The 14,530-nt window shown below is 46.3% G+C and carries 16 protein-coding genes and 5 tRNA genes; 8 read left to right on the top strand and 13 right to left on the bottom strand.

What is annotated here, in order from left to right; all coding sequences use genetic code 11:
* Positions 1–80: 80 nt before the first annotated feature.
* Positions 81–368: a hypothetical protein gene (locus tag WOA13_RS04335; RefSeq protein ID WP_342126741.1), complete on the bottom strand. Its 288-nt coding sequence runs from the start codon at positions 366–368 to the stop codon at positions 81–83.
* A gap of 158 nt (positions 369–526) precedes the next feature.
* On the opposite strand from WOA13_RS04335, the gene dinB reads away from it, so the two are divergent.
* On the top strand, positions 527–1,618 hold the full coding sequence (gene dinB, locus WOA13_RS04330; protein WP_342126740.1) for a DNA polymerase IV: 1,092 nt from the start codon (positions 527–529) through the stop codon (positions 1,616–1,618).
* A gap of 57 nt (positions 1,619–1,675) precedes the next feature.
* Here dinB and WOA13_RS04325 read toward each other — a convergent pair whose 3' ends face one another.
* Together WOA13_RS04325 and WOA13_RS04320 are read right to left on the bottom strand one after the other, a co-directional pair.
* Positions 1,676–2,485 (bottom strand): heparan-alpha-glucosaminide N-acetyltransferase, encoded by an 810-nt coding sequence (locus tag WOA13_RS04325; protein ID WP_342126739.1) that lies wholly within the window; start codon positions 2,483–2,485, stop codon positions 1,676–1,678.
* Between the two features lie 112 nt (positions 2,486–2,597).
* Positions 2,598–3,035 carry a Zn-ribbon domain-containing protein gene (locus WOA13_RS04320; RefSeq protein WP_342126738.1) on the bottom strand — a complete coding sequence of 146 codons (438 nt, stop codon included), beginning with the start codon at positions 3,033–3,035 and terminating at the stop codon, positions 2,598–2,600.
* A gap of 178 nt (positions 3,036–3,213) precedes the next feature.
* Here WOA13_RS04320 and WOA13_RS04315 point away from each other — a divergent pair.
* The 3 genes from WOA13_RS04315 to WOA13_RS04305 all read left to right on the top strand — a co-directional run bounded on the left by WOA13_RS04315 (position 3,214) and on the right by WOA13_RS04305 (position 5,043).
* Positions 3,214–3,288, top strand: a tRNA-Met gene (locus WOA13_RS04315).
* 148 nt (positions 3,289–3,436) lie between these two features.
* Positions 3,437–3,511: transfer RNA gene (locus WOA13_RS04310), tRNA-Met, on the top strand.
* A gap of 212 nt (positions 3,512–3,723) precedes the next feature.
* A complete protein-coding gene (locus tag WOA13_RS04305; RefSeq protein WP_342126737.1) occupies positions 3,724–5,043 on the top strand; it encodes a signal recognition particle protein Srp54 in 1,320 nt (439 codons plus the stop codon).
* 158 nt (positions 5,044–5,201) lie between these two features.
* Here WOA13_RS04305 and WOA13_RS04300 read toward each other — a convergent pair whose 3' ends face one another.
* From WOA13_RS04300 to mbhE, 9 genes are read right to left on the bottom strand one after another with little or no spacing between them, the layout of a single operon-like run.
* Complete coding sequence (locus WOA13_RS04300; protein ID WP_342126736.1) at positions 5,202–5,438, bottom strand: hypothetical protein; 237 nt, start codon at positions 5,436–5,438, stop codon at positions 5,202–5,204.
* Positions 5,439–5,452: 14 nt separating this feature from the next.
* The gene (locus WOA13_RS04295) at positions 5,453–6,505 is read right to left on the bottom strand and encodes an L-threonylcarbamoyladenylate synthase (RefSeq protein ID WP_342126735.1); all 1,053 of its coding nucleotides are present in this window, start codon (positions 6,503–6,505) and stop codon (positions 5,453–5,455) included.
* A gap of 19 nt (positions 6,506–6,524) precedes the next feature.
* A complete protein-coding gene (gene mnhG / locus WOA13_RS04290) occupies positions 6,525–6,884 on the bottom strand; it encodes a monovalent cation/H(+) antiporter subunit G (RefSeq protein WP_342126895.1) in 360 nt (119 codons plus the stop codon).
* Between the two features lie 23 nt (positions 6,885–6,907).
* Positions 6,908–7,174 (bottom strand): cation:proton antiporter, encoded by a 267-nt coding sequence (locus WOA13_RS04285; RefSeq protein WP_342126734.1) that lies wholly within the window; start codon positions 7,172–7,174, stop codon positions 6,908–6,910.
* Entirely contained in the window at positions 7,171–7,665 is a 495-nt protein-coding gene (locus WOA13_RS04280; protein ID WP_342126733.1) for a Na+/H+ antiporter subunit E, read from the bottom strand. The genes WOA13_RS04285 and WOA13_RS04280 overlap by 4 nt, the downstream gene beginning before the upstream one ends.
* Complete coding sequence (locus WOA13_RS04275; RefSeq protein ID WP_419095406.1) at positions 7,662–9,200, bottom strand: proton-conducting transporter transmembrane domain-containing protein; 1,539 nt, start codon at positions 9,198–9,200, stop codon at positions 7,662–7,664. Before WOA13_RS04275 ends, WOA13_RS04280 begins: the two co-directional genes overlap by 4 nt.
* Positions 9,200–9,622, bottom strand: a complete 423-nt coding sequence (locus WOA13_RS04270; RefSeq protein ID WP_342126730.1) for an NADH-quinone oxidoreductase subunit K — start codon at positions 9,620–9,622, stop codon at positions 9,200–9,202. The genes WOA13_RS04275 and WOA13_RS04270 overlap by 1 nt, the downstream gene beginning before the upstream one ends.
* Positions 9,615–10,034, bottom strand: a complete 420-nt coding sequence (locus WOA13_RS04265) for a monovalent cation/H+ antiporter subunit B (protein WP_342126729.1) — start codon at positions 10,032–10,034, stop codon at positions 9,615–9,617. The genes WOA13_RS04270 and WOA13_RS04265 overlap by 8 nt, the downstream gene beginning before the upstream one ends.
* Positions 10,031–12,403 (bottom strand): hydrogen gas-evolving membrane-bound hydrogenase subunit E, encoded by a 2,373-nt coding sequence (mbhE, locus tag WOA13_RS04260; RefSeq protein WP_342126728.1) that lies wholly within the window; start codon positions 12,401–12,403, stop codon positions 10,031–10,033. The genes WOA13_RS04265 and mbhE overlap by 4 nt, the downstream gene beginning before the upstream one ends.
* Before the next feature lie 118 nt (positions 12,404–12,521).
* Between mbhE and WOA13_RS04255 the strand changes: the two genes are divergently transcribed.
* From WOA13_RS04255 to WOA13_RS04240, 4 genes are all read left to right on the top strand, one after another.
* On the top strand, positions 12,522–13,295 hold the full coding sequence (locus WOA13_RS04255; RefSeq protein ID WP_342126727.1) for a HesA/MoeB/ThiF family protein: 774 nt from the start codon (positions 12,522–12,524) through the stop codon (positions 13,293–13,295).
* A 174-nt stretch (positions 13,296–13,469) separates the two neighbouring features.
* Positions 13,470–13,546, top strand: a tRNA-Val gene (locus tag WOA13_RS04250).
* Positions 13,547–13,612: 66 nt separating this feature from the next.
* Positions 13,613–13,684 (top strand) — tRNA-Phe (locus WOA13_RS04245).
* 15 nt (positions 13,685–13,699) lie between these two features.
* A tRNA-Gly gene (locus tag WOA13_RS04240) sits at positions 13,700–13,771 on the top strand.
* Positions 13,772–14,087: 316 nt separating this feature from the next.
* Here WOA13_RS04240 and WOA13_RS04235 read toward each other — a convergent pair.
* On the bottom strand, positions 14,088–14,351 hold the full coding sequence (locus tag WOA13_RS04235; RefSeq protein WP_342126894.1) for a winged helix-turn-helix domain-containing protein: 264 nt from the start codon (positions 14,349–14,351) through the stop codon (positions 14,088–14,090).
* Between the last annotated feature and the right edge of the window lie 179 nt (positions 14,352–14,530).

The following is a 14,530-nucleotide window of genomic DNA, read 5'->3' as shown; positions in this document are numbered from 1 at the left end:
CTTTATAGAAAACCTTTACATTTATACCTTTTGGATTGAAGGGCCACACCTTGCAGCTTTTCACTTGCCGTGGTGCATCATCATATGTCCGTTTTCCCCAGAAGGCGGTCCAGGGTGTTGGCATCATTGAATACTTTTTCACGCATTCCTTTGCGATTGATGTAAAGGCCTATGAAAACAACGACAAGTCCTATTTCAGGATTCATGGACACAAGTACCGTTCCTGCAAGTATCACGGTAGATGCTACCAGTCCTTTGAGCGCACCTTTCCTGTATGATGGTATTCCTGTGCGGCGGAATATCCTGATATCTCTCAGTGTCAGAAAAAGAACTACACAATATGCTGCGATGGCTATGTATTGGTACATGATTATCTTCCGGTTTTTCCTGATACTTGTGCATGTATACTTATTAGTCATCTTCATATCTTCTATGCATAAAATCCTTTGCCAGGATCGACCGGGGCCAGAATTGATAACAGTATCATCCATTGTGATGTGCACAAACATTTTCAATAATGCCGCTCATGTGCCTGCAAGGTGAGAACATCAGGATAATATTCCATGTGGATATGGACAGCTTCTATTCTTCAGTAGAGGTTGCAGCAGATCCTTCCCTCAGAGGCCTGCCTGTGGTTGTAGGCTCTGATCCGATGAAAGGTGAGGGCAGGGGTGTTGTAAGCACCTGTTCTTATGAGGCACGAAAATATGGTGTACATTCAGCCATGGCCATCTCAAAGGCTTATCGACTCTGTCCCAATGCGGTCTATCTTCGCGTGAACATGCCGCTTTACAAAAAGGTCTCCTCCAGTATTATGGAGGCCCTGAGGGGATATTCTTCTAAGTTCCAGCAGGTAAGTGTGGATGAGGCCTATCTTGATGTTAGCGACCTGGTTTCGGATTATGATGCTGCTGCAGAGCTGGCATTGAAGATCAAGGAGGAAGTCCACTTAAAGGAGGGCATCACATGTTCCATAGGTGTGGCCCCGAACAAGTCCATTGCGAAGATCGCATCAGATTACCAGAAACCTGATGGCCTGACAGTAGTGAGCCCTGAGGATGTTCGAAGTTTTCTCCATCCGCTGGATGTCTCAAGAATATCCGGTATAGGTAAAAAGACCTCATCCATCCTTTACGAGATGGGGATTCGGACCATTGGTGACCTGGCAACCTATGATGTGCAGGTGTTGCGTGAGCGTTTCGGGAAATTCGGTCTTGTGATGCATCAGCTGGCGAACGGTGTCGATGAGCGTGTTGTAGTTGAGAGGGGCGATGTAAAGTCCATCAGCAAGGAGGACACATTTGATCGCGATACTTCCGATATGGAGTATGTGGAAACTGTGATAGACACCCTTTCAGAGAATGTGCATGGCTCCCTTTTGAAAAAGAAGTACCTTTTCAAGACCATTACTATCAAAGTAAGACTTGAGGACTTTACCACATATACAAGGGCAAGGACGCTGGGTGCTTACTCAAGTGATCTCACTGCCATCAAGAGGACGGCAAAGGTGCTGCTTCAGGAGTTCAGGGGCAGGGGCAAGCTCCGGCTGGTTGGTGTTGGTGTCACAAAGCTTGAAAAAATGGATGAGAAGCAGTCCAGACTTTCTGATTTCTTCTGACTTTAACTCTAGTTTAACTTTAGATCTTAATTTAATTGGTGGTTGCTAACTCATCATTTAACTGATGGGTGATAGCTGCCCGATGTCTGCAATTCCTGTAATGTATATCAATAGCACCAGTATCGGCTGGTGAAGCAGGTAGATCAGTAATGACCTTCTTCCCATGTAACAAAGCCCTTTAACAGGCAGGTATCCTGAGATATCCGGGATGCTGGACAGAAGTTGTGCTCTTTTGTAGTCCGGGTAAAGCAAGTTCCCCAGGAATATTCCGATAAGAAGGATGCCAAACCAGGGGAGGAGCGGGAAGTAGTCGTATGAGTGGAATCCTGAAGACCGGAGACCTGCCCAGAAAAACCAGTTGATTTCGAAGGTAATGTTCTGCATCCACAGTCCGGTTGCGATCACAGGTAATGCCAGTATCAGATTTGCTGTCCTGAATCTCAGGAACGGGTATGCAAGGATGATGCCAATTCCTATGAAATGGAGTATGCCGAACACTATCACTCCATCCCTGAGAAAAATATAGCTGCCGCCAGTTATTAGCATTCCCCAGAAGAATATTCTCAATCCTCTTTTTGCATATCTTGCAAATTCGCTTTTTTCGTATCTTTCAACTTTTTCCCCGGTGCTACCTGTGCCTTTCATCTGCCATTTCCTTGAATGGCTCAGTGTAAGTGAAATACCTGCAAGCACAATGAACAGTATTGCAGATACTCTTCCGACCATGAAAATAGATCCTGAGGTCAGGTTGATATCATAGGCATTAAAATATTTCAGGTCATACGCCAGATGGAAAGCGACCATCATGACGATGGCTATGCCTCTTAGAAGATCGATCTCCCAGAATCGTTCCTGAAGTTCTGTCATCCGCCCCCCGGCTTTCAGAATTTACGTGGCAATTTGTGAGAAGAGAATTGTAGGTTAAATGATAGGTGTGAATGTATCAACCACTCGTTCATCTATCCATCAAACCATCTGTTCAATCCTTTTTCTTATTTTTCCTGCGGAATGTGGATGAAAGATCAACAGCGTATGTTCCATCCTGTTTTATTGCCATCACGATCTCGTCACGTTCAAGAAGTGAGTTGAGGTTAAGCTCGTAGGACCCCGGGCCAAGTATCCTTACGGATTCTACTCGTTCCCCTTCCTCCTCGACAACTTCCCTTTCCTGATGCTCAATACCGATGATGTCATCTATTTCCTTGATGAACTTGTCTGCGGGGTCTTCAGCTTCGATCACTTCCTTCTCTTCCATCTCAGGCAGATCTTCAGCAACAGCTTCCTCTATGTCTGTTTTTTGCTCCTCCATATCCTTTACATAAAGGAACTTGTTCCAGCCACAGTTCGGACAGCCGCTTAGAATTACCTCGGCCCCGTCTTCAAATATTTTTTCGCATCGGGTACATTTGTGTGGCATCTATTCACCGTTTCCCCTATTGGTTGTGATATATTTAAAGATTTATGGCATGAACTTATTGAAAGGTGGTAATTCCTCTGGCAAAATTATCAAAATATAACTGCGGGAGCGCGATATGCGCAACCTTTATCTATCATCACCCCTTTAGAAGGGCTACAAGCGTGAATACTCACTCTGAAGCGGGGTGGGGTAGCCAGGAGATCCCGACGGGCTCATAACCCGTAGACCGATGGTTCGAATCCATCCCCCGCTATAAACTTTCTTTTTGAGATTGTTTTGCTAAGAGGTAACTTGATCTTTTCTTCGAGTTTTCGTATTGAGCGCGACGTTATTAGTGCGTTGGCAACCTTTATCTATCATCAAATCGTTAGAAGGGCTGCAAGCGTGAATACTCACTCTGTAGCGGGGTGGGGTAGCCAGGAGATCCCGACGGGCTCATAACCCGTAGACCGATGGTTCGAATCCATCCCCCGCTATGAACTTTCCTTTTGATCTGGTTTTGACAAGGTGGTGAGAGTTCTCTATGTTTTCCCCATGTTTCCCTGGTACTTCATGGGCTTTTACTGTTCTTTAAGATCCTGTTTTCAAAAGGTTATTAAATAAAGATGGCATTTTTGTGTCAGGTCAATTTAATTATTCACGACTTTCATATCAAACTTTCATATCAAAATTATAGGATGATTCTTAAATGGTAATGGACAAACTCGGCAGCTCCCTGCAGGACGCACTGAAAAAACTGGTTGGCGCCGGCCGTATAGATGAAAAGACGGTCAATGAGGTTGTAAAAGACATACAGAGGGCATTGCTTCAGGCTGATGTCAATGTCAAGCTTGTAATGAAGATGTCCAGTCACATCAAGGAGCGTGCATTGAAGGAGGAAGTTCCTTCAGGTATGAATCCACGTGAACATGTTATAAGGATCGTCTATCAGGAACTCATTAATATCGTGGGTAAGAGCGCAGATATTCCGCTAAAGCCACAGAAGATCATGATGATCGGTCTGCAGGGCAGCGGTAAGACGACCACCACATCAAAACTTTCCCGTTATTTCCAGAGAAAGGGTCTGAAACCCGCTGTGGTCTGTGCTGATACGTTCCGTCCGGGTGCTTACCAGCAGCTCAGTACTCTCTGTACCAAACTGAACGTACCGTTCTACGGTGAAGAGGGCAATCCCGATGCGGTCGGTATTGTGGAAAGAGGTCTGAAGGAGCTTGAAAAGAACGATGTCCTTATCGTTGATACAGCCGGAAGACACTCTCTTGAAGCTGATCTCATTGATGAGATGGAACAGATCCACAAGGTCGCCCAGCCGGATTATAAATTACTTGTCCTTGACGGTGCTATCGGTCAGCAGGCAAGCGAGCAGGCAAAGGCGTTCAATGATTCCGTTGGCATCTCCGGAGTTGTGATCTCCAAACTTGACGGTACCGCCAAGGGTGGTGGTGCACTGTCCGCAGTTTCCGAGACCAATTCATCAATCGCATTTATTGGTGTGGGTGAGACTCCCGATGATCTCGAGAAGTTCGAGCCTGACAGGTTCATCTCCAGGCTTCTGGGAATGGGTGACATTAAGTCACTTATCGAAAAGGCCGAGGAGACCCTTTCCGAAGAAGACATCGACATGGAAGCCATGATGAGGGGTCGTTTCACACTCAAAGACATGTACTCCCAGCTCGAGGCCATGAACAAGCTTGGTCCTATGAAGCAGATCATGCAGATGCTTCCTATGGGTGGAATGGGCGTGAAGCTTTCCGATGATGCTTACAAGGTCACCGAGGACAAGATGAAGGGGTACAGGATCCTGATGGATTCCATGACCGAGGAAGAACTTCTCAACCCGAGGATGATCGGCAGCTCCAGGATCAAGAGAATATCAATGGGTTCAGGCACCAACCCCGATGATGTGCGTGAACTCCTGAAGTATCATAAGATGATGCAAAATGCCATGAAAGGACTTCGTGGTGGCAAGTTCAACATGCAGAAAATGATGAAAAAGTTTGGAATGTGAACGGCGATGGAGTTTGAACCTCCTGTCACATAGCACACAATATCTTATTGAACAGAGAATTGCTAACAATTGTGATCTGTTAGCATTCATCCATTTTTGCAATTCTTTATTTAAAAATGAATTTTAGGTACGGATGTACCTTTCGTATTTTCTTTTTATCAAGGCTGAGCCTTTCTCAGCTCTGATTTTGCCATCATGTTAGAACCGAATACGTATACAATGATAATAAAACCAAGCCACATGAAATGTTTTCCGATCTCAGCCATCTCTAAATATTTGAGCAAAAGACCGGTACCAAGGATCAACATATCTATTTTAGCGATCTTCCTGTTTCGTCTTGTGATCTCCAGATATTCCTGCCTTGCGACATTATACTCTTTTTTCTCTGCTTTCAATTGATCCCTTCCGTTTATGCATTGATTATCCTGTCAGCTGCTTTCCTCAAACGATTAAAGACTGCTGCTCCTATACCTTCCTTATTCAGGGTCCCATCGACTACGATGAGATCAATATTTGTAGTATCAAGATGTCGCAGACCCATAAATATACTACGGGCTGCCTGGGACGGAACATTCCTTTTCCCAAGGGAGTATGTTTCATCTGCTTTTACTGATTCTGCAGTTTCATCTGTCACAAAGAGACCAACCCTTTCACCTTCTCTGTGGCATTCTGATACAATGCTTGCTATTGTTTTTCTTACGTCTTCGGCATCGCCTTCGATAAGGATGACCTTCGTTTTAGGTGAATAATGGGTGTATTTCATACCCGGGGAGCGTGCAATCTCTCCCTCTTCGAGTGTCCTGTCCTTGTATCCGACACGCACTTTGCCAATGCATTTCTTAATGTCCTCTGCGGTGACGTGTCCGGGGCGTAATATGGTTGGTACTTCCCCTGTCATGTCAACAACGGTGGATTCAAGCCCGATCTCTGCCGCTCCGCCGTCAAGGATGGCATCTATCTTACCGTCAAGGTCCTGAATTACATGCCGGGCAGTTGTCGGACTGGGGCTTCCGGATGTGTTGGCACTGGGTGCGGCGATCGCTCGCTCCGATCTTCTGATAAGCTCAAGAGCTACCGGGTTTTCCGGCATTCTCAGGCCCACCGTATCAAGCCCGCCGGTAGTAATATCAGGAACAATGTTCTTTGCTTTTAGAATAAGTGTTAGTGGGCCCGGCCAGAATTTATCCATAAGCTTGAGAGCATCTGCCGATATCTCTTCTGCAAGCTCGGAGCACTGCTCCTTGCTCTCAATATGGACGATCAGTGGATTGTCAGCCGGTCTTCCCTTTGCTTTGAATATTTTTAGTACTGCGTCGGCGTTCAGTGCATCGGCACCAAGGCCATACACGGTCTCTGTAGGGAAGGCAACTGTTCCTCCTTCCCTGATGATATCAGCAGCCTGTTTAAGTCCTGCCTCAAAGTCCTTATCACCACTTTTAAAGGCCAATGTCCTTCTTTTCATGTTCATCCTGCTGGATACTTTATTCAGACTTTGATTTTAAGTTACCTATTGGGCAAGATTCTTTTTCGCAGTCCTTGCCGTACTCATCGATGACCGATCCCTGGCAGAGGCCAACACCGTGCCTGTGAGCTGCTCTTCCGATCATGTGAGCTGCAATAGGTGCTGTCAGGAAAAGGAAGATGCCTACTGTAATGGCCTTTACTCCCATTGGGCTGAATCCTACCTTTACAAGGATGCTAAGCATTACACTAACTACTCCGAGAGTGCCTATCTTCGTGGTAGCATGAAGCCTGTTATATACATCCGGCAGACGCAGTAATCCGAGCATGCCCAGGAATACGAAGAATGCTCCTATGAGGAGCAGGATCGTACTTGCAATATCCAGTGCAATATCTATGTTTGTCAGAATACCACCCCTTCATCAAGGTACTTGGATATAGTAACCGTCCCGACAAATGAGATGATCGCAAGCACAAGGGCAACATCCATGAAGAACACGGATCCCTGTACATATGAGTATATACCAAGCATCGCAACGATGACTGTTGTCATGGCATCCACGGCGATCACGCGGTCAGGTATTGTAGGTCCTTTGATGACCCTGTATATGCATGGTATGATCGCAATGACCATGAAGGTCAATGATGCGTCAAGTAATAATGAGTTCATTCGAATGCCTCCAGTACATATTTTTCAAGATCTTCCCTGATGGATTCACGTACGTCCTGTGGATCGGATGCATCGATGGCATGTACATAAAGCACTTTCCTGTCATCCGATACATCGATTGTAAGGGTTCCCGGTGTCAGGGTGATCGTATTGGCAATAGCAGTTATGCCTGTGTCGGTCTCTGTGCGGATCGGGACTGCAATTATTCCCGGGTTGATGTTCAGTTTTGGACTGAGCACAATCTTTGCGACCACGATGTTCGCTTTTATGATCTCGATCAGAAGGACTCCCAGGAACTTTAGCTGTTTTGGTATCTTTTGTATCGTGTTAGCATATGATTTCTTTCTTGTGAAGTCATACAGTTCCCTGAACGGATATATCACGAAAGGTCCGAGAACCAGTCCCACCAGGAAGTTGGTGGCGCTAATTGTTCCATGGACAAAGCACCAGATCAGTCCAAGAGCTATTGAGTATATGATATATCGTTTCATCTTACCACCCTCGTCATTACTGCATCAATGTAGGGTTGCGGATCGATCAGTTGTTCTGCGATCGCCTGTGAAAGGGCGATAAGCGGTTCGGCATAGATCCCAAAGACGAATGCCAGTGCTGCAAGTGTTACTATGGGTATTACTATCATGTAGGATGGTCCGTGTGAGGAATATTCTCCGTATTTTTCCACATCCCTGATCTCACCCCAGAACATCAGCAGCCATGCCCTGAACATGTAAAACAGGGTGAAGACTGCAAAGAACAGGGCTATTGCAATAGGTATGTAGTACTCTGCAAGAAGTCCTGCATCAAAGAGCACGAACTTTGCGATGAATCCTCCCATTGGTGGAAGTCCTGCAATGGACATGGCACCTATCAGGAAGGCCACGCTCATTACCGGGCTTGTCTTCATCATTCCGCCCATCTTAGTCATGTCCCTTGTACCTGCGTGGTGGATTATTCCTCCTGAGGTAAGGAACAACATGGACTTTGCGATCGCATGGTTCACAAGGAATACAAGGGATGCTGCAAGTGCGTAGACTGTACCGAAGCCGATTCCAAGGAAAACGTATCCGATCTGGCTGACACTGGAGTATGCCAGTAGTCTTTTGACATCCTTCTGTCCAACTGCTGATACTGCTCCTATTATGATCGTTGCAAGTGCCAGGAAGATTATTATCGGCTGCAACAGGAACATGGCATCCTTAAAGATAAGGAAGAACACCCTGAGCACTCCGTAAGCACCGACCTTGATCATAACACCACTAAGCATTGCGCTGATGGGTGATGGTGCGGTGGGGTGCACATCGGGGAGCCAGTAGTGCATAGGGAATATTGCTGCCTTGTTTCCGAATACAACGATGAACAACAATGCAATGGCATATATGTGCCATGGGAGTGTTCCTGCAGCGCTCATTGCACTTACCTTGACTGAGATGTCCGCCATGTTGAGAGTTCCCACGGTGGCATAAAGGGATGCTACTGCAATAAGCATAACAATGGAACCGATCATGTTCAGTACAAGGTACTTGAACGTTGCTTCCATCTTGTCTGATATTTTTGTGACGCCTCCGTTTTCGTTGGCGACCACCAGTGCACAGGAGGACAACAGGAGTATCTCAAAGAATACGAACATGTTGAATATGTCGCCTGTCAGGAAAGTTCCGTTAAGACCTGCCACAAGCAGGTTGAAGAGTGAATGGTAACTGGAACTAAGTGACTTGCCTTCTATGTAGTCCAGTGAGTAGAGCAGTGCCAGGAAGGATACCAGTGAACTTAACACAACCATTCCTGAACTGAGCAGGTCGGCTACAAGTATGATGCCGTACTTGCCCCATTCTCCGACCTCATAGACCTGGATACCTCCGTTCCAGACCTGCCAGAGGAGTATGAAGCTGAATAGCATCATTACGAATGAGACACCTATGTTCAATGCTTTCTGAGCTCCGGTATTGGAGCGCAAAAAGATCATGATGGCAGCCATGAGTATCGGCACGGCTATCAGTATTATCGGAAGGTGGGATATATCTTCCATCATCCCCACAGCCTCCTGAGCTCACGTATATCAGTCGTTCCATATTCCTCGTATATCCGGTATGCAAGGATCAGTATGAATGCTGTTGTAGCGAGGCTGATAACGATGGCCGTAAGTACCAGTGCCTGGACAAGCGGGTCTACGAAATCAACATGTGTTGAAGCTGAGACCACGGGTGCCAGTACACCATCGGCAAGATTGTCATTGAATATTGTTCCGGATGCCTCTCCTCCGTGTCCGTCCCCTGTGATGATGGGTACTTTTGTACCATCGAACAAGCCTGTGGAAACGATAAGCAGGTTAACTGCATGGGACAGGACGGAAAGTCCGATTATAACTTTTATGATATCCCTTCTCAGCATTAGGAATGTTCCTATGCCGAACAGGAGTGCGATCGTAAGGGTAAGTAATGTATTATTCATTGTCATCACCTACATTTTTGAAGATGAAAAGCAGTGATCCGATCACTACGAAATATACGCCCAGGTCAAACAGGCCGGCAGATACGAGTTCGATCTCTCCGAACAATGGGAGGTGGACGAACTCCACAGCACTCCTGAAGAAGTTATGTCCGAAGATCATAGCTGCAAATGCTGTAAAGGATGCAAGTGTAAGTCCGAATCCGAACCATTTGCCCCAGTCGGGGTTGAAGAACGTTTTTACATATTTCAGTCCGAACACTACGTACATAAGTGAAATGACCGAAGCGAACATCACACCTCCGATGAAACCTCCTCCCGGGTTGTTGTGTCCTGCAAGCAGGAGTGATATGGAGAACAGAATCACCAGGGGTATGCATATTTTTGTTATTGTTTTCGTTATTATTGTGGTCATTGTTCCTCACCCCGGCTGTGTATAAGGTTGTATACACCAAGTGCTGCCAGACAGAGTACAGAGATCTCTCCGAGAGTATCGTATCCTCTGAAGTCCACGATGATCACATTGACAATGTTGTGGCCCCCTGCAAGCGGAAGGCTGTTCTCAATGAAGTAGTGGGAAAGGGATTCGAATGGTGGTACAATTCCCTGTGTGGCGTTGAGCAGTACGACGAATACGCTTGTTGCGACCGCCAGGGATATTGTAACGTCCCTTATAAGCACCGATGTGCTGATCTTCTCTTTGTACTTTTGCGGTATCTTTGTGATAGCAAGCAGGAAGATTATGGTTGAAAGTGTCTCGACCAATACCTGTGTCAGTGCAAGGTCCGGTGCTTTCAGGTAGATGAACAGCAGGCTTACGCCGTATCCCAGTGCAGATAGTGCTATGATTGCCGGCAGGTATTTTGGAAGGACTGCTGCTGCCAGGGCTGCCACGACCAGCAATATCAGGAGTATGGCTTCATAAGGTGGAATGCTAAAGTTCAATGTGGATGGTATTATGTTCGTGGCAAGTATGATCACCGGAACTGCTACCAGTGCTATCATGAGAAGCAGCATTGCGTTAATGTAATTCTTGATGTTCCCTGGCTGTGTGAAAGAGGAGAACTTAAATGCCCTGTCCTTTGCGGAATCCACTGCATTGTCATAGTAGTAATTGACACTGATCCATGGGAACTTTGCATTGAAGCTATTCTGCCAGTCTGCGATCCTGTCATATTTGGTGTATATGAGGATTCCAAGTATGAATGTGACAATGGTCATCATCAGGGATGTTGTGAAGCCATGCCAGAGCTTTACGTGCAGGTGTGCGGTCTCCAGCAGGATGCCTGAAACGGTGGGCTCAATAATATGGTGGATCGGCAGTGATGGTACCACTCCGAAGAGTATCACAAGTCCTGCAAGGAATGCAGGTGGGATGAGCATTGTGAGTGGTGGTTCATGGATGTGCTCAGGGAGATGTTCCTTTGAGCGCTCTCCGAGGAATATGCCGTCGATCAGTTTGATGGAGTAAGCAAAGGTGAAGACCCCACCAAGGACTGCGCATGCAGGGATGATGAAAGTGAAAGCTCCTCCCAGCAGATGTCCCATCTCAAGGGATGATTCATAGAACATCTCCTTGCTCAGGAAACCGTTGAGTGGCGGCACACCTGCCATTGCAAGTGCAGCAATGCTCGCCACTATGAACGTTATCGGCATCTCCCGCCGCAACCCGCCGAGCTTTCGTATGTCACGCGTGGCAGCCTCGTGTGCCACTATACCCGCGACAAGGAAAAGACAGGCCTTGAACGTTGCGTGGTTAAGAAGGTGGAATGTTGCAGCTGCCACACCGATGCCGGGTTCGTGGTGTGTGGTGTAACCGTACATGGTCATCATGTAGGCCAGCTGGCTGATGGTGGAGTATGCCAGGATTCCTTTAATGTCGGTCTGCCTGAATGCGAGGAACCCGGCTACCAGCATTGTCAGGATACCTATTCCACTTACAAGGATGAACCATGCATCTGTTCCGGAGAAGATGGGGTGTATCCTTGCAACGAGGTAGATACCTGCCTTGACCATTGTTGCCGAGTGCAGGAAGGCACTTACCGGTGTCGGGGCTTCCATTGCGTTAGGGAGCCATATGTAGAAAGGACCCTGTGCAGATTTTGCTGCTGCACCAATTAAGATTAGTATAAGTGTTATCAGGAAGAGCTCGTGTTCCTTGATCGCATGAATGATCTGCGGGTCACTGAGTATTTCTGCAAGGTCGAAAGATCCTGTGATGCTGCGCAGAAGCAGGAAACCTGCAAGCATTGCAAGTCCGCCGGCGGCAGTGATAAGAAGGGATTTGGTGGCACCATAGATGGATTCAGGCTTGTGCCTCCAATATCCGATAAGCATGAATGATGTGATACTGGTGAGTTCCCAGAATATGAAAAGTTGTATCGTATTTGCGGAAAAGACCATTCCGATCATGGATCCCATGAAAAGAAGCAGGTACTGGTAGTATCTTTTAAGGTCCTCTTTCTGGGACATGTATCCGTTGGAGTAGGACATGATAAGGACGCCGATACCGGATGCGATAAACCCGATGAGCATTGCAAGCCCGTCGGCGTATATCGAGAAGTTCACGCCTGCAGAGGGTATCCAGGAGATCGTACCCTGAACTATGTGTCCTTCTTCAAGTACTTCCGGTGCTGCCATGCCGATAAGTATGAAGGATGTCAGGGCTGTGGCTGCTGCAAACCAGCCCACGCGTTGCTTTAATATCTTTTCCATTACGGGAACAAGCCCGGCAAATATGAACGGCAGGAATATAGCTACCGTTATTGCATTAAATGAATCCATGTCTCCTCACTAAATATAGTCCCTATATATAACTGTTTTTCATTACAATTATAAACCATGATAAATTCCTGACAATCTTCTGTTTATTTATAGGGTTTTATGGGTATATATTAGATTTATGAAATTAACTCCCGATCAAAAGGAACGATATGCAAAGCATATTATTATGAAGCCCATGGGCGAGGAAGGGCAGAAGCGCCTTCTGGAATCAAGGGTATTGTGTGTTGGTTCGGGCGGGCTCGGCTCACCTGTGATACAGTACCTTGCTGCTGCAGGCATTGGGAAGCTTGGAATAATTGATGATGACGTTGTGGAAATGAGCAATCTGCAGCGCCAGGTTATCCATGCAGGCAACCTTGGAAGGCCGAAAGTCGAGTCTGCAAAGGAATATGTGGAAAGTCTGAACCCCGACGTTACGGTAGTATCCTACAACATGCGCCTGAGTCCCGACAATGTTGAGGAACTTATCGCTGATTACGACGTTGTTGTGGACTGCTCGGACAATTTCGCCACCCGTTATCTCCTCAACGATGCATGTGTGCTCCATAACAAGCCCCTCTTCCATGGCAGCATCTTCATGTTCGAAGGGCAGGTAATGACAATCCTCCCTCATGAAGGGCCATGCTACCGTTGCATCTTCTCCACATCACCTTCCACAGATGCAGCCAGGACTGCCGGTGTCATGGGAATTCTTCCCGGAGTAGTGGGTACCATGCAGGCAACAGAGGTCGTGAAGTATATTTCCCGCCTTGGAAAGTCGCTGGTAGGGCGCATGATCTACTACGATGCCCTCGGAATGAGGTTCGATGAGATAACTGTGAACAGGAATCCAAAATGTCCGGTTTGCGGAAATAATCCCTCCATTACGTCTATTGATGCTGAAAATTACTAAAATGCCTCCGTGTCTTTCCCGTAGTGAAATAATACCCGAAGTACCGATTAGCAACAAAGTTTTTATACCATAAATCGGTTATAGGAGTTTGCTTCGGGCAGCATGGTTCGAAGCAAACAAGAAACAGAAGCGTTGTTCAGGATACAATTTTACTGGACAACGGAAAAGCAAAATGGGCTCGTGGTCTAGATGGTTATGACGTCGCCTTGACATGGCGGAGGTCCGGAGTTCGACTCTCCGCGGGCCCACCACAATCTTACAATAGTGTCTTCCGATACCTTTATATCAAAAAAGGACATGTATCGGTTGCTCTCAAGGCCTAGGTAGCTCAGTGGGAGAGCGCTGCCCTGAAGAGGCAGTTGTCCCCGGTTCGAATCCGGGTCTGGGCATCAAAAATTCAGTTCACACCAGTAGTGTAGTGGTTATCACCGGGCGTTGCCAACGCTCGAACCCGGGTTCGAGTCCCGGCTGGTGTATTTACTTACTTCTTTTTTTAGTTATTACTTTATCAAAACAGTTGTTCTAATGTAATCAATCATTAAATGACCATTTTTCTCTTAATGATCGATGATCTTCTTAGTGTACGAAATCTCTCTTTATGAAATGTCTACTTTTGTAGTGTAAACGCTGAACGATCTCTCCTGAATATGGTTAGGCTGGATCGTGATAATTAAATGAAAAGAAGTGATGACCCATTGTTCTCACAATGAGTCCTTTATTGGTTGCAACACCTTTCTACCAATTACATTTTGGTTTGAAGGTTGTTGAGTTGATGGTTCCGGATCATGGAATTTATGTTGCCAATACTTCGTACTCCTTCGGAACGGTATACACATTGGCGAATTCAAATTCTCCCTGTGGGGATGCTTCACCTGTGACCTGTTGTCCGGGTATTTCTTTCAGACCATACAGGCTTTGCCTTGCGTCTTTGAAGTAGAATCTTTCCTGCAGGAAATCCTCGTCCTTCAGTCTGCCCAATGCATATCGAATAGTACGTGGGGGAAGATAACTTTGTTCGGCTATCTCTTTTTGTGTCAGGAGACCGCCGTATTCCAGTACTTTATAGACAAGTTTTGCAGAAGGTGGCAGTCCTTCTATCGTTTTTCTAAGGCCTTTGTCCTTTGGATCTTCGATCTTTTTCTTTATCTGTACTTTTTCCTTGTGATTATCAACAAAAACGATCCCTCATTTTATTGGCTCCTTTTTTTGTAATGTTTTTATATCGGTTGATATGA

The organism is Methanococcoides sp. LMO-2 (assembly GCF_038432375.1).
In the GTDB taxonomy this organism is placed as follows: Archaea; Halobacteriota; Methanosarcinia; order Methanosarcinales; family Methanosarcinaceae; genus Methanococcoides; species Methanococcoides cohabitans.
Note: the sequence above shows the minus strand (reverse complement) of the source record. Positions and strands in the feature narration are given on the sequence as shown.